General features: G+C 71.4%; 12 protein-coding genes. 4 read left to right on the top strand and 8 right to left on the bottom strand.

Features of this window, described 5'->3' with window-relative positions:
* Nucleotides 1-11: 11 nt before the first annotated feature.
* The 8 genes from ACWDZ7_RS32440 to ACWDZ7_RS32405 form a co-directional block, all read right to left on the bottom strand.
* On the bottom strand, nt 12-1,994 hold the full coding sequence (locus tag ACWDZ7_RS32440; protein WP_451802072.1) for an alginate lyase family protein: 1,983 nt from the start codon (nt 1,992-1,994) through the stop codon (nt 12-14).
* A 2-nt stretch (nt 1,995-1,996) separates the two neighbouring features.
* Nucleotides 1,997-4,183 (bottom strand): bi-domain-containing oxidoreductase, encoded by a 2,187-nt coding sequence (locus ACWDZ7_RS32435; protein WP_451801960.1) that lies wholly within the window; start codon nt 4,181-4,183, stop codon nt 1,997-1,999.
* 56 nt (nt 4,184-4,239) lie between these two features.
* Entirely contained in the window at nt 4,240-6,168 is a 1,929-nt protein-coding gene (gene asnB / locus ACWDZ7_RS32430) for an asparagine synthase (glutamine-hydrolyzing) (RefSeq protein WP_451801959.1), read from the bottom strand.
* Between the two features lie 3 nt (nt 6,169-6,171).
* Nucleotides 6,172-7,809 carry a Wzz/FepE/Etk N-terminal domain-containing protein gene (locus tag ACWDZ7_RS32425; protein ID WP_451801958.1) on the bottom strand — a complete coding sequence of 546 codons (1,638 nt, stop codon included), beginning with the start codon at nt 7,807-7,809 and terminating at the stop codon, nt 6,172-6,174.
* Nucleotides 7,806-9,233: a Wzz/FepE/Etk N-terminal domain-containing protein gene (locus tag ACWDZ7_RS32420; protein ID WP_451801956.1), complete on the bottom strand. Its 1,428-nt coding sequence runs from the start codon at nt 9,231-9,233 to the stop codon at nt 7,806-7,808. The genes ACWDZ7_RS32425 and ACWDZ7_RS32420 overlap by 4 nt, the downstream gene beginning before the upstream one ends.
* Complete coding sequence (locus ACWDZ7_RS32415; RefSeq protein ID WP_451801955.1) at nt 9,230-10,507, bottom strand: glycosyltransferase family 4 protein; 1,278 nt, start codon at nt 10,505-10,507, stop codon at nt 9,230-9,232. The genes ACWDZ7_RS32420 and ACWDZ7_RS32415 overlap by 4 nt, the downstream gene beginning before the upstream one ends.
* The gene (locus ACWDZ7_RS32410; protein ID WP_451801954.1) at nt 10,497-11,816 is read right to left on the bottom strand and encodes a nucleotide sugar dehydrogenase; all 1,320 of its coding nucleotides are present in this window, start codon (nt 11,814-11,816) and stop codon (nt 10,497-10,499) included. The genes ACWDZ7_RS32415 and ACWDZ7_RS32410 overlap by 11 nt, the downstream gene beginning before the upstream one ends.
* Nucleotides 11,817-11,886: 70 nt before the next feature.
* Nucleotides 11,887-13,365, bottom strand: a complete 1,479-nt coding sequence (locus tag ACWDZ7_RS32405; protein ID WP_451801952.1) for a sugar transferase — start codon at nt 13,363-13,365, stop codon at nt 11,887-11,889.
* A gap of 693 nt (nt 13,366-14,058) precedes the next feature.
* Between ACWDZ7_RS32405 and ACWDZ7_RS32400 the strand changes: the two genes are divergently transcribed.
* The 4 genes from ACWDZ7_RS32400 to ACWDZ7_RS32385 all read left to right on the top strand — a co-directional run.
* The gene (locus tag ACWDZ7_RS32400) at nt 14,059-14,268 is read left to right on the top strand and encodes a DUF6243 family protein (RefSeq protein WP_370266555.1); all 210 of its coding nucleotides are present in this window, start codon (nt 14,059-14,061) and stop codon (nt 14,266-14,268) included.
* A gap of 404 nt (nt 14,269-14,672) precedes the next feature.
* On the top strand, nt 14,673-16,901 hold the full coding sequence (locus tag ACWDZ7_RS32395; protein ID WP_451801950.1) for a sensor histidine kinase: 2,229 nt from the start codon (nt 14,673-14,675) through the stop codon (nt 16,899-16,901).
* Entirely contained in the window at nt 16,898-17,302 is a 405-nt protein-coding gene (locus tag ACWDZ7_RS32390; RefSeq protein WP_447041694.1) for a roadblock/LC7 domain-containing protein, read from the top strand. The genes ACWDZ7_RS32395 and ACWDZ7_RS32390 overlap by 4 nt, the downstream gene beginning before the upstream one ends.
* The coding region (locus tag ACWDZ7_RS32385) for a DUF742 domain-containing protein (RefSeq protein ID WP_451801948.1) at nt 17,302-17,586 on the top strand (285 nt) is incomplete at its 3' end. The genes ACWDZ7_RS32390 and ACWDZ7_RS32385, both read left to right, overlap by 1 nt.

The raw sequence follows: 17,586 nt of genomic DNA, 5'->3' as shown, positions 1-17,586 counted from the left end.
CGTCCCCCTCCCTAGCCGTGGAACCTGAGTACGGTGGTGAACCCCTCCACGCCGTCGGCGAAGCCGGTGCCGATCAGCGATGTGGTGGGTTCCTTGCGTCCGAAGCCGGGGGAGTACCAGCCCAGCATGGGATATCCCCTGCTCGAAGAGCTTGCGGAAGGGCCGGTCTCGCCGCGATGCGCCCGCCAGCTCAGCTGCCCGGGCAGTTCGAGTACCGCGGAGCGGTCCTCGCCGTCCCGGGTCCAGGTGAGCACCGCCCGGTTGCCCACCAGGTCGGCGGCGATCGCCGGGCCGAGGTGGAACGCCAGGCGCGCGGCCCGGCGCGGGCCACGCACCTCGTCGATCACGCGCAGCTCCTGGCTCGCGGCGGTCAGCTCCACCCGGCGGCGGTGCACGGAGCGCTGGTAGCCGTCGTGTTCGGCGCACCAGCGGGTCACGCTCCCGTCGGTTGTGTCCGCGACCAGGACGCGGCTGCGGGCCTGCCGGGTCCACAGGAACGGGCCGCCGGAGACGGACTGGTCAACGCCGTCCAGTTGCAGGGTGTTGTGGCCGAGGGTCGACCGGAAGTACCGCCGCCACTCGGGCTGCCCGTGGTAGCAGAACGTCCCCGGGTCGGCGAGCACGTCGACCCCGTCGTGCCGGACCTCCACGGACAGCGCGTCCGCGTGGGCATGCGCGGCGATGGACAGGAAGCCGTGCGGACCACCGTCGCAGCGGCACCAGATCTCCGCCGGACCGCGCAGGATGGTCATGCCCGCGTCGGCGAAGTGAGCCGGTCGGCTCGGCGGGCGGGTCACGGCCGGCGCGGTTCCTTCCTTCGCGTACGGCCGGATGAGCGCGGCAAGGAGCGGGGTGCGCACATCGGTGCCGGTCACCGTCGGCCACCAGGCGAGCCGGCCGAACACGGCGTCGCCGGTGGCGAGGAGCGAGGCCCAGCGGTCGGTGCCCGCGCCGTCCACGACCAGGCCGTGCCCGTCGTCCGCGTCCCCCTGGCGCGGCGGCCGCAGCCGGTTGTCCACGATGGCCGCCAGCGCGTCGGTCATGCGCAGCAGCACCAGCCTCGTCGACGCGGGGACCGGCACGCCGGCGGCGTCCGCCTCGGCCACCGCGGCAAGGCCCAGCTCAAGCACGAGTCCGTGGTACTCGGTGGCCAGCTCGCGGTTGAGACCGGAGCCGAAGGTATTGCTTCGCAGATGCCGCTCCAGCGACCGCAGCGCGTCGGCCCGCCAACGCGCCGAGGAGGGGAACCACCCGAACGCGCAGGCCGCGGCGGCTTGCCCGGCGGCCTCGGCGATGGCGTGGTTGTTCGCCGAGGACCCCCGGCTGGGGAAGGCGGCCAGCCAGCGCTGGTGGTGCCAGATCTGACGGCGCGCCACCGGGTTGCCCTCGAAAAGCCCGGCCGCGCCCGGCCAGCCGTCGAGCAGTCGGCGTATCCACACCCAGGACAGCAGCCGGATCCCCAGCTCGATGCCGCTGATCCAGTGCACGCCGCGCAGCGGTGGGTTGGCCGCCCACCAGGACCGCAGGTGGGCGGCCACGCGCTCGGCGTACCGCTCGTTCCCGGTGATCGCGTAGGCGGCGGCGAGCACGGTGAGGTACTGATGCCGGGACAGCTCCCAGATCTGCTTGATGTCGCCGACCGCGTCCTCGTTCCGGTACGGCACGTCGAAGGCGTAGCCCCACGGAGCCCGCCGCCCGGTCTTCGGGTCGTACCACCAGTCCGGGTCGGCCAGGTCGTCGCGGACCACCCCGAAGTACTCGACGTGCCCGGCCATCAGCCGGTCCGCCTCGGCGACGAGACGTTTCGCGGCGTCCGGTGGCACCGCGGCGATCGTCCCGGCGGGCAGCACCGCGGTGAACCGGGCGCCGGTCACGCTGGGGCACTCCGGCCGCGCCGACCGCCACCGCCGCCTGCGCACCGCGTCGCCCACCCGGCCGCCGACCTCCCGCGGCCCCATCCGGGACAGCCGCCGCAGGTACCAGCCCGCGTTCATGGTCACCGCGCGCTCGTCAGCGTCACCGGCGCGCCACCGGCCAGGCCGGTCCGCACGGCGAGCGTGGCCGCCGTGGTGGCGACAAGGGACGACAGCGGCACCGGCATCGGCCCGCCGGTCCGCACGGCCTTGACGAACGCGGCCAGCTCGGCGGACTGGCCCTTGTCCCGGGCCTTGGGCAGCCGCGAACTGACCCACCGCTTGCTGCCGGCCGTGCCGTTCGAGAACACCGAGGCACGGACGAAGTCGTCGAGCCGCAGCGCGCGGCCGTCCGCGACCATGTCCAGCGTCTCCTTGGGGAAGGAGGCCGGGCCGGTGGTGACGTAGCTGATGGTGGCGGTGGACCCGTCCGGGTAGCGCAGCACGACCTGCAGGTCCTCGTTGCCGGGCGCGGCGGTCGCGTACACCGAGACGGGGTCGGCGGCGAGCAGCCAGCTCACCGTGTCGATGAAGTGCCCGCCCTCACCGGCGAACCGTGAGCCCTCGCTGCCCTGTTGGAGGTACCAGCTGCCGTGCGCGAGGCGGCCCGCGTTGACCAGGTAGCGGACGTTCGCCGGGCCGGTCCGGGCGCCGAACCGCTTCCTGGCCTCCTGGAGCAGCGGCGCGAACCGGCGGTTGAAGCCCACCTGGAGCCGGTCGTTGCCGGACTCCTCCACCGCCGCGAGCACGCCTGCCAGGTCGTCCTCGGTGAGCGCCAGGGGCTTCTCCACGAACACCGCCTTGCCGGCGAGCAGGGCCCTCCGGGTGAGTTCGGCGTGCGAGCTGTGCCGCGTGACCACGAACACCGCGTCGATGGACTTGTCGCCGAGCACGGCGTCGAGATCGGTGCTCGCCTCGGCGAAGCCGAACTTCCGCTTCGCGTTGGCGGCGGACAGCGCCGTCGTGGTGACGACCGTGGACAACTCGACGCCGTCGCGCCGCGCCAGGTGCGGCAACAGCATCGACGTCGCGTAGTTCCCCGCGCCGACGAACGCGAGCCGCACCGGCGTCGTGGCGGCCCGCGCCGGACCCCGCCGCACGTTCACCGCGGGCACGGCCACCGCCGGGGCCTCCGCCTCCGCGGCCTGTTCGGGGTACCGGAACAGCACCGCCACGGCCTTCAGCTCGCCGTCCTTCAGACGCTCGTACGTCTTGACGGCGTCATCGAAGTCGGCGATGTGGGATATGAGGGGTTCCACGTCGACGCGGCCGCGGGCGACAAGATCGAGGAAACACGCCAGGTTGCGACGCTCGGTCCAGCGCACGTAGCCGATCGGGTAATCGCGCCCCTCCAGCTCGTACGCCGGGTCGTAGCGCCCAGGGCCGTAACTGCGGGAGAACCGTACGTCCAGCTCCTTCTCGTAGTACGCGTTCCACGGCAGGTCCAGGCGGCACTTGCCGATGTCGACGACCCGGCCGCGGTCCCGGCTCAGCCGGGCGGCCAGCTCCACGGGCTGGTTGCTGCCGCCGCCGGCGGCCAGGTACACCTGGTCCACACCGTGACCGCCGGTGAGTTCGGCGACGGCGGCCTCCACGGCCGCGGACGCGGGATCGCCGCAGGCCGCGGCGCCCAGGCCCTCGGCCAGCTCGCAGCGCACCGGGTCGGGGTCGGCCCCGACGACACGGACCCCCGAGGCGGTGAGGAGCTGCACCACCAGCTGCCCGATCAGACCGAGGCCGATGACCAGCGCCACGTCGCCGAGCTGCGGTTCGCCGCGGCGGACGCCCTGCATCGCGATCGACCCGACGGTGCCGAAGGCCGCGTGCCGCGGCGCGAGGCCGTCCGGCACCCGGGCGTAGAGGTTCTTCGGCACCCAGTTCAACTCGGCGTGCAGCGCGTGCTCATTGCCGGCGCAGGCCACGACGTCACCGACCGCCACATCGTCGATCCCGGCGCCGACCTGCTCGACCACCCCGCACAGCGAGTAGCCCAGCGGCGTGTAGGAGTCCAGCTTGCCCATCACCTTGCGGTAGGTGGCGGGCACCCCGTTGGTGGCCACGCTCTGCATGACCTTGGCCACCTGGTCCGGCCGGGAGCGGGCCTTGCCCACCATCGACATGCCCGCCTCGGACACCTTCATCAGCTCGGTCCCGGTGGAGATCAGCGAGTAGGCGCTGCGGACAAGCACGCCGTCCGGCTTGCATCCCGGCACCGGCACGTCGAGCAGCGCCAGCTCGCCACTCTTGTAGTTCTGCACAACCTGTTTCACCCGAGCTCCTCTTGTTTCTACGCAGTCAAGCCGTCGAGCCGACAAGTCACCTGACGTCAAGCCGCCTGGCTCCGGCCGGAGCCGGAGGTCGCCTCGCGATACCAGTACTCAAGGGTCAGTACGTGCCACAGATGCTTGGAGAAGTCCCGCTGCCCGGCGGCGTCCTCGGCGACCATCCGCGCCAGCGCGTCGCGGCGCAGGATCCCGGAACCGACGAGCACGCCGTCGTTCACCACCTCGCGCACCAGCGGTGCCAGATCCCGGCTCATCCAGGCCCGCAGCGGGGCGCTGAACAGGCCCTTGGGCCGGTACGCGATCTCCCGGGGCAGGATGGAGGTGGCCGCCTCCTTGAGGACGGCCTTGCCCTGCCGTCCGACGATCTTGCGGTCGCCGGGCACGGCGAACGCCGCCTTGACCACCTCGACGTCCACGTACGGCACCCGCACCTCGGTCGACGCGGCCATGCTGGAGCGGTCCGTGTAGGCGAGGTTCAGGCCCGGCAGGAACATCCGGGCATCACCCAGGCACATGCGGTTCACGAAGTCGTCGAGTTCGTTGTCCTCGTAGATGTCCGCGTGCTCGGTCAGCACGTCGTCGACCGTCCCGGCCAGGTCCGGGTTGACCAGGGCGAGCAACTCGTCCTGGTCGTACATGGTGTAGCTGCGCCGGAACGCGGTCTCCTCCGGCAGATCGGCGAAGGAGAGGAACCGCTTCGCGAAGCGCACCGACCGGTACCCCCGGCGGGCCGTGGCGACCGGCAGCCGGTCCACGGCACTGGACAGACCGCGCCGCAGGGGCCGCGGGACGCGCTGGTAGCGCAGCGCGAGCAGGTTGGCCAGGTGCTTGCGGTACCCGGCGAACAGCTCGTCGGCACCCATCCCCGACAGCATCACCTTGACCCCGGCCTCCCGGGCGGCCTCACAGATCAGGAACGTGTTGATCGCGGCGGGGTCGCCGATCGGCTCGTCCAGGTGGTACGTCATCCGCGGCAGCAGGTCGAGCACGTTCGGAGCGATCTCGATCTCATGCAGGTCGACGCCGAACCGCTCGGCCACCTGCCGGGCATAGCGCAGGTCGTCCGGCATCGCCTCGAACCTGGCGTCCTCGGCGCGGAAACCGATCGTGTAGGCGGAGATCCCAGGCCGGTCGCGGGCCGCGAGCGCGGTCAGGTAGCTGGAGTCGAGACCGCCGGAGAGGAAGGTCGCCACGGGTACGTCGGAGAGCAGGTGGCGCCGCGTCGACTCCTCGACGATGGCGGCCAGGTCCGGTTGTTCGCCGCTCAGGGCCCGCTCATGGCCCTCGGCGGCGACGTCCTTCAGGTTCCAGTACCGGCCGCGCTCCACCCGGCCGTCGGCCCGGCATCTCAGCCAGCTCCCCGGCGGCAGCTTCTCCGCTTCGCGGAACGCGCAGCGTGAGTCGGGCACCCAGTAGTACAGCAGCGAGGCCACCAGCGCCCCCTGGTCCACCTCCAGCGACCCGTCGGCCACGGCGGCGAGCGCCTTGAGTTCGGAGGCGAACATCAGGCCCGTGCCCCGCCGGAGGAAGAACAGCGGCTTGATGCCGAGCTGGTCGCGGGCGAGCACCAGGTCACCGGTCCGCTCGTCGAAGACCGCGAACGCGAACATGCCGCGCAGCCGGGGCAGGCAGTCCGTGCCCCAGCGCCGCCAGGCCTCAAGGAGCACCTCGGTGTCGGAGGTCCCGCGGAAGCGCACCCCGGCGGCCGCCAGCTCGGCGCGGAGTTCCGGCGCGTTGTACAGCTCGCCGTTGTACGTCAGGGCGAGGCCGCCCGAGACCATCGGCTGGGCGCCGGTCCCGGACAGGTCGATGATGGCGAGGCGCCGGTGCCCGAGCTGTACTTCGCCGTCACCGACGGAGTGGCCGTACCGGCCCGCCCCGTCCGGGCCGCGGTGGGCGAGGACATCGGTGAGCCGGTCGGTCACGACCTTCCCGTCCGGCCATCGGTAAGTGCCTGCGATGCCACACATGTTCTACTGCGCCTCCTGGTCGCTGTCCGGGACCCGTGCGGCCGGCATCGAGGGCCGTTCCGTCCGCGGCCGGCCCTCCCCCGCTGCCTCAACGGCGTGGGAGGTGCCCCCACCGTTCTGCCGGGGCAGCCGCTCCGTGCGCGGCCGGCCCTCCCCCGCTGCCTCAACGGCGTGGGAGGTACCCCCACCGCTCTGCCGGGCCGACCGCTCGTGAGGGCCGCGCGGCGCGGTGTGCGGCCCGTCCCACAGCGTGCCGTCGGTCCGGTCACGCGGATCGGGGTCGATCAGCACCACACCGATCACCGCGATGCGCTGGTCCGCGAGCTGCCGCGCCACGGTGTGCAGCCATGCGGCACTGCCGTGCCCGGCGCGTACGACGAGCACGGTCCGGCCACCGAGGTACCGAAGGTCGGTCCACGCCGTGCCGGGCGCGACCGAGCCGACGCCGAGCCGGCGCCCCTGACGCGCCACGGCCGCGGCACGCTCGTCGCCGACCACGGTCACGCCTTCCGGTATCCGGCGGCTGTCGGCGAGCTGCGGTCCTGGCAGACCGTCGATGACGACCACCGGCCCCTCCGCCGCCAGCGCCCCGGCGACGTCAAGGGCGATCACGCTCGTGCTGCGCGCACAGCCCAGTTCGAGGAGCGACACCGGTTCCGCGGAGCCGCGCACGGTGCGGGCCAGAGTCGCGGTGAGCCTCGTCCGTGCCGCCCGGGTCCGTCGGCGCTGCCACGGCCCGGTCGACAGGCGGGGCGTGCTGCGCAGCTCCGCGATGACCGAGGAGCCCAGGTTCGCCGCGATCTCCCGGCGCAGCACGGGCCGGTCCGCCACCACCGAGCCGACCGCGGCAAGCACGAGTCCGAGGACGAGCCCGAGGACGAGCCCGATCCCGGCGTTGGTGGCGGCGGCCCTGGGCAGGGAGTGCCGCACCGCGCGCGGGGCGTCCACGATCTGTGTGCCGGCGACGAGCTTGGGCGTGCCGGTGCGCGCCTCCGCGGCGCGCTCGTCGAAGTCGGCGATCCGCGAGTTCAGCTCGGCCCGGCGGGCGAAGAGCGACTCGATGCTCGCCGACGCTTTCGGGTCGCTTTCCGGCGACCGGTCGCCGATCGCCTTGTTGACCTGGGCCAGCTCTTCACGCATGCGGTCACGCTGGTCGAGCAGCGCCTTGGCCTCGGCCTTCGCGGTCTCCCGCATCCGCCGCACATGGTCCGCGACGAACGCGTCGGCGAGCGCCTCGGCCCGAGCCACCGCCTCCGCGTCGCTGGCACCTGTCACATCGATCCGCAGCAGGTTGTTGGTCAAGCCGGTGCCCCGGTAGTCCCGCATGAAGTCTTCCGGGCTCTCCGTGGAGTCGAGGGACCGCAGGGCCTCGCCGGCGATCCGGGTGGTACCGAGGAGTGCGACGTCGGTGCGGATCAGCGTTCCGGTGTCGTTCGGCTGGTCCTCCTTGTGTACGACAAGGACCTTGGCCACCGCGGTCGGTGGTGGCGGCAGCAGCACCGCCACCGCCACGCCGACCAGCAGCCCCAGGAGCGCCAGGGAGCACCAGAGGCGACGGCGCCTGCGCACCGCCACCACCAGCGCCTGAAGGTCGAGGAGCGGAGTGGCTGCCGGCGACTCCGCAGTCGTGCTCGTCGTCACACCGAACCTCCCGTCGCGTGGCCGCGGACCGCGAGCGCCGGGGTGGCGTTCTCAGGAGGGCGGCCGGCGGACCGCGTCGGACGGGCCCGGACCGGGCCGGCGACGACGACGCCGACGACCTCGTGCCCGGCGTCCGCACACGCCCCGGCGATACCGGCGAGCTCCTCCGCGGTCCAGCTGCCCGCGCTGAGCACGACCAGGGCACCGGACTCGGTGTCGCGGTCCGGCACCATCGGCCGGGACACCGGGACTTCCACCACCCGCAGCACGGGGTATCTCCTGCTCGCCGGGGACGGGGAACTCGAAGAGGGCGGGGAACTCGAAGAGGACGGGGAAGGACCGCTCCCGGCCTCGGCGACGAGCTGCCCGGCGGCCCGGCGGGCGATCTCGTCGCCGTCCGGTACGACGACCAGCAGCCGCCGGTGGGTCGGCAGCCGGTCCCGGAGGCGAGCGCACACCCGCCGGTAGCGGATCCGCCTGCCGGCCTCGTCGCCGGATGCCTGCGGGGTCGGGATGTCCCACCGGGTGTCGAGGCCCAGGAGCCGGCGGATCCTGGCCCGCGGGCCATGGCCTTTCGGCCGGTGGGCGCGCTGTTCACCAGGCACTTCGACGGTGCCGAGGAGCGTCGAGCCCAGCGCCGCGGCGATCTCCGGTTCGGTGCGCGGCCGGCGATTCATCCGTGCGGCGGCCAGATGGCCGACGATCGCGAGCAGGAGGAACAGCAGCGCCCCGCCGCCGACGAGCTGCGTCCTCGTCGGCGGCGCCTCGCCGGTCGGCCGGGCCGCCGGACCCATGACGACCATGCCGGCCTTGTCGGACGCCGGGTCGGCCTGGTCCAGCTTCTTCATGGCCTCCTCCAGCGCGGTGCGCAGCTTCTCCAGCGAGGTGCGGGCCTGCACGCTCTCCACGGTCCGCCCCGGATCGGACGCGTCGGCCAGCTCGGTGATGCGGCGGTCGGTCTCCCTGACCTTCTCCCGCAGTGCCTCGGGCCCCGTGGCGGCTTCCGGCTCGGTGCCGTCGCCCGCGATCCGCGCGGCGAAGGTGACGAACTCCTTGGCCATCCGGTCGGAGAGCCGCTGTGCGCGCTCCGGCGTTTCGGCCGTACCGGAGATCTTGATGATGTTCCCGTCTGCGGCCTTGGCGCTCACTCGGTCCCGCAGCTCGCCGCCGCCCGGCCGGCCGAGCTTGGCGGCCGCGCGGTCGACCACCGCCGAACTCGTCGCGATGTCCACCTGCGTCAGCAGCTCGCGCTCCTCCCACTGCCCCGGCAGCAGGACCGACGCCGACGCCGTGTAGCGCGGCGGAAAGAGCACCGAGGCGCCGTAGCCGACGAGCGCGCCCACCACGGTGAGGACGGCGAGAAGACGCCAACGCCGACGGAGGATCCGCCCGACCGTGACCAGGCGTATCGGGTCATCGCTCAACGGCGCGGCCTCTTCCCTGCCCGGGCCGGTCCGCCCGACACCGGAGTGTGGTCACGGCAGGCGGCGGCGTAGGCGGCGAGCAGCGACGCCTGCGAGTTCCGCCAGGAGAGCCGCCCGCTGATCCGCTCCCGGCCGATCTCGCCCATCCGGGCCCGCTGCTCAGGATCGTCGAGCAACACCGTGATGAGCTTGGCGAATTCGGCCTCGTCGTCGGCGGGCGCGTAGACGGCGGCGTCACCGGCGGAGACGCGCGCCTCCCGGAGGTCGAACGAGACGATCGGCCGGCCCATCGCCATGTACTCCAGGACCTTGTTCATGGTCGACACGTCGTTGAGCGGATTGCGCGGGTCGGGGGAGAGGCACACGTCCGCGGTGGACAGGTAGCGCACCAGGTCGGCGTCCGGGACGCGCCCGGTGAACTGCACCTGCTCATCGAGCCCGAGCCGCCGGGACAGCTCCACCATCGCGTCGAAGGCGTCGCCGGAACCGACGAACACCGCATGCCAGTCGGTCCGCCCCAGCTCGTCGCGCAGCTTCGCGAGGGCCCGTAGGGCGTAGTCGACGCCGTCCTGAGGGCCCATGACGCCGAGGTAGCACAGCAGATGAGGCTTGCCGCGCTTCAGCTCCGGCTCCGGCGGCACCGGTTGGAACCGGTCCGTCTGGGGCGCGCTGCGCACCACGAAGACGTCCGCGGGGCGTTGACCGCCACGGTGTATCGCGACGTCCCGGTAGCTCTCGTTCGTGGCGAGCACGACGTCCGCGGCCCGGTACGTCAGCCGCTCCAGCGCGCACACGGCGCGGTAGAGCAGATCCTCGCCGCGGTCGAACCGGGAGAGGTACAGCTCCGGTACGAGGTCGTGCTGGTCGAAGACGAACCGCGCGCCGCGCCGCTTCAGCCACAGTGCCGGCAGGAACAGCAGGTCGGGCGGGTTGCAGGCGTGGACCACGTCGACCGGGCCGACCTTGCGGGCGAGGCGGGCCGTGTGCCACAACGCCGAGCCGTACTCCCGCAGGTACCCGGCAGGACCGCCGGTGGCCGCGCGCAACGGGTAGCGGTGGATCCGCACCCCGTCGATCTCCGCCTCCGGCTCCGTGTCCCGCGTACTCCCACGGGGACAGATGACGTCCACCCGCCAGCCCGCGTCGCGCAGCGTCGTGCACTCCTGCCACACCCGCCGGTCGAACGGCACCGACAGGTTCTCCACCAGGATCAGCGCGCGCCGGCCCGGCCGGTCGCCGCCGACCGTGTCATCGAACGTTGTGTCACCAAGCAAGGCCCACGTACCCCGGTTCGGCCCGGCGCGCGTCGGCGTCGGGAAGGTGGACGAGATCGATCAGCACCGGGCCGTCGCCGCCACGGGGCAGCGCCGCGAGCACGGCCGGGTCGCTGGTCCCGACCAGCAGCACGTCGGCGTGGTCGAGCACTTCGTCGACGGAGTCGGCGAGCAGATGTGCGAGGTGCGGCAGCCGGGTCTCGATGTACTCGCGGTTCGCGCCGAGGAGCCGGGAGAGGCTCACGTTGGCGTCGTGGATCCGCAGGTCGTAACCCTTGCCGTGGAGCCTCTCCGCCAGCTCGACGAGCGGGCTCTCGCGGAGGTCGTCGGTGCCGGATTTGAAGGACAGCCCGAAGAGACCCACCCGGCGCTTGCCGGTGCGCTCGACCAGCTCCACCGCGCGTTGCAGATGTGCGGAGTTGGAGGGCAGCACGTGGGCGAGGATGGGCACCGAGACGTCGGCCCGCTGCGCCGCGTGGACCAGGCTGCGCAGGTCCTTGGGCAGGCAGGAGCCGCCGAAGGCGAAGCCGGGCCGCAGATAGGCGGGGCTGATGTTGAGCTTGCGGTCGGCCAGGAACACGTCCATCACCTGGTGCGAGTCCACCCCGAGCGCCTGGCACACCGCGCCCAGCTCGTTCGCGAAGCCGATCTTGAGGCCATGGAACGCGTTGTCCGCGTACTTGATCGCCTCGGCCGTCGGCACCGGCACCCGGAACACCTCGCCGGGCAGGCTGCCGTACAGCGCCGTCACCGCGTCGCCGCTCGCCGCGTCGAACTCGCCGATGACGGTCTTGGGCGGGTCGAAGAAGTCCCGCACGCTCGTGCCCTCGCGCAGGAACTCCGGGTTGACCGCGACCCCGAACTCCACCCCGGCCGTGCCGCCGACGGACTTCTCCAGGATCGGCACCAGCAGGTTCAGGCAGGTGCCCGGGAGCATGGTGCTGCGGAACACGACGGTCTGCCACCCGCCCCGCTCGGCCAGCACGGCACCGATCTGCTCGGTGACCCGCTCCAGGTACGTGGTGCACAGACTGCCGTTGGGCTCCGACGGCGTGCCCACGCAGACCAGCGACACCTCACTGCCCATGATCGCCTCGCGGACGTCGCCGGTGGCGCGTAACGCTCCGGTCCGCACGACCTCGGCGATGAGCTCGCCGATCCGCTCCTCGACCACCGGGGCCTTGCCGTGGTTGACCAGGTCGACCTTCACCTGGTTCACGTCCACCCCGATGACCTCGTGACCCATGTCGGCCAGGCACGCGGCCGACACGCAGCCCACGTAGCCGAGCCCGAAAACGCTGACCCTCATGACCCGTCCCCCCAAGGCGGGCCCTTTGGGCCCGCGGTCCGCGCGTCGGCCGGTATCCGACTCCCGCGCATCAGTAGGCCCCCTGCCCATGGACCACCGCGCGCAGCGTCTTCCACAAGATCACTGTGTCCAGGGCGAGCGACCAGTCCTCCACGTACCGCAGGTCGAGGCGGACCGCCTCCTCCCACGGCAGGTCGCTGCGTCCGCTGATCTGCCACAGACCGGTGAGCCCGGGCTTGACAAGGAGACGCCGCCGGATGTCCGGGCCGTACGCGGCGGACTCCTCCGGCAGAGGAGGCCGCGGACCGACGAGCGACATCGATCCGGTGAGTACGTTGAACAGCTGCGGCAGCTCGTCGATCGAGTACCGGCGCAGCACCGCGCCCACCCGGGTCACCCTTGGATCCCGGCGGAGCTTGAACAGCAGGCCGGCGCCTTCGTTGCGGTCGGCCAGCTCGGCACGCGCCCCGTCGGCCCCGGCGACCATGGTGCGGAACTTGAAGATGGTGAACTCGCGGCCGTCCTTGCCGACCCTGCGCTGGCGGTAGAACGCCCCACCCCGACTGTCCATCAGTACGAGCAGCCCGACGAGCACCATCAGCGGCGCGAACAGCATCAGCAGGATCACCGCGCCCAGCCGGTCGACGACCCCTTTGACCGCCCGGCGGCCCCCGGTGAACGTCGGCATGCTGACCCGCAGCAGCGGAATCCCGAGCACCGCGTCGACGTGCAGCCGCGGTCCCGCCACCTCCATCAGCACGGGGGCCACGACCATCTCGGCATCACAGCCTTCGAGGTTCCAGGCCAGCCGCTGCAACCGGTCCGGTGACCAGTGCGGGTCGGGTGTGATCGCGACGACACGGTAGCCGTCGCGGCGGACGTGGCCCGCGACGTCCGAGAGCCGGCCGACGACCGGCACGCCGTCCAGTTGGTCACCGTCGAGCCCGAGACCGTCCGTCGTGCACACCGCGTCCACCCGCCAGCCGAGGTGCGGGAACTTACGGGCCCGGGTGATCAGGTCCTGCACGGTGGCCAGGCTCCCGGCGGCGAGCACCGGCCGCAGGCACCGTCCTTCTTTCCGCTGTCTGTGCAGCCACAGGCGCAGCAGATACCGCGCGGTCATGGTGACGAGCGTGATCGCGGGAATCGCGACAAAGATCCACAGTTTGATATTGCGCGAGGTGAGGGCGATCCCGCCGAGCGCCAGTACGACGACCGCCGTGAACAGTGACCGTCCGAGCCGGCGGAATTCCTCGGCGCCCTCGCCGAGCACGGCCGGAGCCCACGCCCGGCTCACCGCAAGCGCTCCCAGCACCAGCAGCTCGGTGCCGAATGCGAGAATTCCCCACTTCTCGTGCCAGTTGGCCGCGTCCCGGGCCCCGAAGAAGATGCCGATCGCCGCCACCACGAAAGCGGTGGCCACGGTATCGCTAATGATCACGGTACGGCGGTACCGCTGCTCCCAGTCGATCGCGGGCCGTCTGATTACCCCGTCCGCCAGACGCCCGCGCGCCGACGGAAACGGGCTGACTAATCCCCCCTGCCGCACAGAACCCCCCAGGTCCCCAGTGATTCGACGTGCTCGCCCAACACTGCCCCTCCCCCCGGAAGGCCCCCGCCCCCCGCACATGACATCCCGCTGTTCCGGCGCTGGTGCGCGGGAATCCCGTCGAAACCCCGGGTGCTCCCCGCACCCAAGGCCCCCCGGGCCAAGAATTGATCACCCCCACGTCTGGCGCGGAGGACGCGACTGCCGACTGCCCATAGCGTCGGACCCATAGATCATTATTGGTCGCCTCGTGCCCGAACTGCTGAAGCACGGTCAATCTAGACCATGGGGGCCGGTATGAAGAGAGGATGTGAGGAACTTGTGCACAGGCTTTGAGACGGAATTCAACGATCGGTGTCCTGATCACCGGTCCATGATCACCAGTATCCCGACGGACGAGCCGGCCGATTCGATTTTCAATAATTTCGATCTTCAATTCCGGTCCGTCAGCACGCCGGCCTGTTCCCGCCGCACCGTCCCCCCGGGCGCTCGCCGAAGGCCCGGCCGACGCCGGGGCGGCGGGAAACTTGGTGTGCGGGGCCGACGGAACCGGGTAACGTGTAGGTCATGTTCTTCCAGACGCCGATTTACGAGTGAGAGCGTGATGGGCCCCTGCTGACGTCCTGCGACGTCGCCGCGCCCGTCCCCCACCGATGAATCCGTAGATCACTTCACACCATTCCGGGAGAACCCATGAGCAAGAACATCAACAACCCCGTGGGCATGGGCGGCGGCAAGCGCAAGAAGCTGTCCCGCGCCGAACGCCAGAACAACGGTCCGCACCGCAACCTCGACCGCCAGGGTGCCGCCGACCAGAAGGCGGAGCTGGTGCGCAAGATGCGCGAGAAGGCAGGCGCGGCCGAGGGCGCCGGACAGACGGGCGACGACACCGCACAGAGCTGACGCACCGCCGCCGCAGGGCGGCACCGCATGGGGCAGGGCCAGGACCGCGACGCGCGGTCCTGGCCCTGCTGCCGTACCGGGCGCATCGGGCGGGTGCGTGGTAGTCGAGCCGTCGCTCCTACCACATGTGGTTAACGGAAGTCATCTCTCCGTTTCTCCGGTGCGGCTGGTTATGATCGGCACCCCCACATCGCGTCAGAGCCGAACCGGACTTCCCCCAGCCCTGAACCCAGGACTGCGTCCGGTCGCGGCTGTTGAGCCGTCCCCACTGTTTCCCCGCTCTCCGAGGACTGATGTCTCCCATAGAACCCGAAGGCACACGACGGCAGTTGACGAGACGTCGGCGGCGTACCCTGCGCCTGCGTACGCTGCTCATCTGGCTGGCAATCGTGCCTATTCTGGCGATGAGCGCCCAAGTGGTCATGACCGCACAGCGGCTGGCGCACCAGTCGGAACAACTGCGCGCCGATGTGGCGGTCGGTGAGCGGATCGACGTACCCCTGACCAGGCTGATGGCCAAAGTGCAGGCGGAGCGGACGACGACCGCCACACGGTGGGCGGGCGGCTCCGTGTCCGAGAAAGAGCTGCGCGAGCGGCGCGCGGCCACGGACCGGGCCGCGGACGAGTTCCGCCGGTCGGCGGAGGCAGCTCTGGCGGCGAACGGGCGCGAGGACGAACACTACGTCGCGGAGCTGAAGGACGGCCTCGCGGATCTGGCCGCGTACCGCAAGCGCGCGGACGCCCGCAGCGGGGGCGCGGATCGGACGATCGGCTACTACTCCGACCTCGTCGACCGCATCATCCGCGTGTACCAGAACGAGTTCAGCCATGCGGAAGACGCCGAGCTCATCCAGGAGAGCGGCGTGGTCGTCACGGTGTTCACGGTGTCCGAGATGGTGGCACGCGAGACCACCATTCTCGCCACGGCCGGGCCGTCCAGGCGTCTGAGCCCCTCCGCGTTCGCCGAATTCGTCAACTCCGTCGGCTCCCAGCGGTACCAGTACGACGAGTGGGTCGCCCCCTATCTGACGGCCGAGGACAGAGCGGCCTACGACCGTGTCTTCGCCTCGGACGGCTGGAAGACGAAGGTCCGCATCGAGGACGCGGTCATCTCCGACCACCGGAACACCGCCTCCGGCATCGAGCTGCCCAAGGAGGCCGACGCCTGGCGGGCCGCGTATGACAAGTTCGCGGGGCGCGTTGCCGCGCTCGACGCGGAACAGGGGCGAGCACTGCTCGTGCACGCCGACGCCAAGGCCACACAGCTGGAGAACGAGGTCATCTGGCTGATCGCCGCAAACGGCGCAGCCGTCCTCGCCGTCGCGGCCGTCATCGTGCTCACCACGCGGTCCGTGCTCCGCCGCCTGCGCGGTCTGCACCGACGTACGGTGGCCATGGCTGAGGACACGCTGCCGGATGTCGTCGCGCGGCTCCAGCGCGGGCAGCCCGTCGGCGACGACGCGCTGCCCGCGGTGAGCGGGGACCAGGACGAGGTCGGACGTATCAGCGACGCGTTCGCCCGGGTCGTCTCCGTATCCGTCGACGGGCACGCACGGCTGGCGGCCGAGCGTCAGGGCTTCGGCATGTTCGCCGCGGGCATCGCCTCGCGCACCGGAAACCTGGTCAGCCGCCAGTTGAGCCTCACCGACGAACTGCAGGACGCCTTCGGTCACGACGAGGAGCTTCTCGCCGGGTTGATGCGATCCGACCAGCTGACGGTGGGTATGCGCCGGCAGATCGAGAACCTGCTCATCCTGGCAGGTGGGGAGATCCCCGATCCGCACACCGAGCCCATGCGCGTCGCCGACCTGCTGCGCGAAGCCGCCGCGGAAGTCGAGGACTTCCGGCGGATCGAGCGCCAGGCCCTGGACGAGATCAGCGTCGTACCGCGGGTGATCAGCGAGATCAGCCACCTCCTGGCGGAACTCCTCGACAACGCCACCCGGTTCTCCCCGCCGCAGTCCAAGGTGGTCGTCCGTGCCGAACTGGTGACGGACGGGCTGTTGGTCGACATCGAGGACCGCGGGCCTCGGGTGACCGCCGCGACCTACGAGGAGATGAACGGGCGTCTGCAGTCGGCCCCGCCGTACTCCGTCCTGGCACAGAACGCGCACCGGCTCGGACTCTTCGTGGTCGGTCACATCGCCGAACAGCTCGGCGCCACAGTGACGTTGCGCCGCTCGGTGTACGGGGGGACGTCGGCCGTGGTGATCCTTCCCGGGGAGCTCCTTGTGCCGACCGAACCGGCCTCGGCAGGAAAGGAAGCGCTGCGTGCGGCGGCGACGCCCGCCCCGGCACCGGGGCCGCTCGACGAACGCAAGCCCGAGCTTGTCCTGCACGCGAAGACCGGGCCGGCCGACCGTAGGACGCCGGAGCGCTCCCCCGAGCGGCCGGTGGAGAGCAAGCCGCAAGCCCCTTCCGTGACACGGGACGGTGACGCGAAGCCGGCCCTCCCCGAGCGGGTCCCGCAGGCTCACATCGCCGAGCAGCTCCGCGCGCCACGCGCACCTCGCGCACCGGGGACTGCCGTCGATCAGGACGCGGCGACACCCGAAGAAGTGGCCGACGCCTGGGCGGACTACGAACACGGGACTCAGACAGTGGAAGCAGAACTCCGACAGGATCAGCCATGACGACGACAACGAACGACATGATCTACAGCGTCCTGGACAACAACCTGAGCAGGATCGCCGGCATCCAGGGAGCCGTACTCCTGTCCAACGACGGGATCAAGCTCAGCTCGTACGAGCTGGAACGGGACCAGGCGGAGCGCATAGCCGCCGCGTCCTCCGGCATCGCTTCCACGATGAAGGCGATATCCAGGGAGGTCGACGGCGGCCGGGTGATCCGCCAGCTGGTCGAGATGGACGACTGCTATCTCTGCATCGTCGGGTGCGGTGAGGGCAGCACGCTCATCGTGGTGACCTCCCGCAAGGCACGCCTTGGGGAGCTGGGCGGTGAAGCCGTGCGCACCGCCCAGGCGCTCGGTGAGTGGCTGAGCACGCCTGATCGCGGCCAGGCGCAGCCGTCGTAATGACGGACGAGCCCGTGCCGCGAGAGGGAGGCCGCCGCCGGACGCGGCTGTACGCGCTGACTGATGGACGTACGGCGGCTGCACACACCGCCCTCACCATGGACACCACGATCACGGCGGTGGCCGTCGCGGACGGCCACCGCGGCCTGCCCAGCGAGTGGCAGGCCATCCTCGCGATGTGCGCGCCTCCGGGCGGCCGGGCGGTCGCCGAGATCGCGGCGCGCATGCGCATCCGTCTCACTCCCATGACGCTGCTGCTCGGCGAACTCGCCGATCGGGGGCTG

The sequence above is a fragment of the Streptomyces sp. NPDC003032 genome, assembly GCF_053591415.1.
The sequence above is the reverse complement of the archived record's forward strand: the minus strand, read 5'-3'. Positions and strand labels throughout refer to the sequence as shown.

What these genes read in the sequence shown, in the direction of transcription:
- ACWDZ7_RS32440 (WP_451802072.1), bottom strand. Translation starts at nt 1,994, where the DNA reads ATGAACGCGGGCTGGTACCTGCGGCGGCTGTCCCGGATGGGGCCGCGG.
- asnB (WP_451801959.1), bottom strand. Translation starts at nt 6,168, where the DNA reads ATGTGTGGCATCGCAGGCACTTACCGATGGCCGGACGGGAAGGTCGTG.
- ACWDZ7_RS32410 (WP_451801954.1), bottom strand. Translation starts at nt 11,816, where the DNA reads ATGAGGGTCAGCGTTTTCGGGCTCGGCTACGTGGGCTGCGTGTCGGCC.
- ACWDZ7_RS32400 (WP_370266555.1), top strand. Translation starts at nt 14,059, where the DNA reads ATGAGCAAGAACATCAACAACCCCGTGGGCATGGGCGGCGGCAAGCGC.
- ACWDZ7_RS32395 (WP_451801950.1), top strand. Translation starts at nt 14,673, where the DNA reads ATGAGCGCCCAAGTGGTCATGACCGCACAGCGGCTGGCGCACCAGTCG.
- ACWDZ7_RS32390 (WP_447041694.1), top strand. Translation starts at nt 16,898, where the DNA reads ATGACGACGACAACGAACGACATGATCTACAGCGTCCTGGACAACAAC.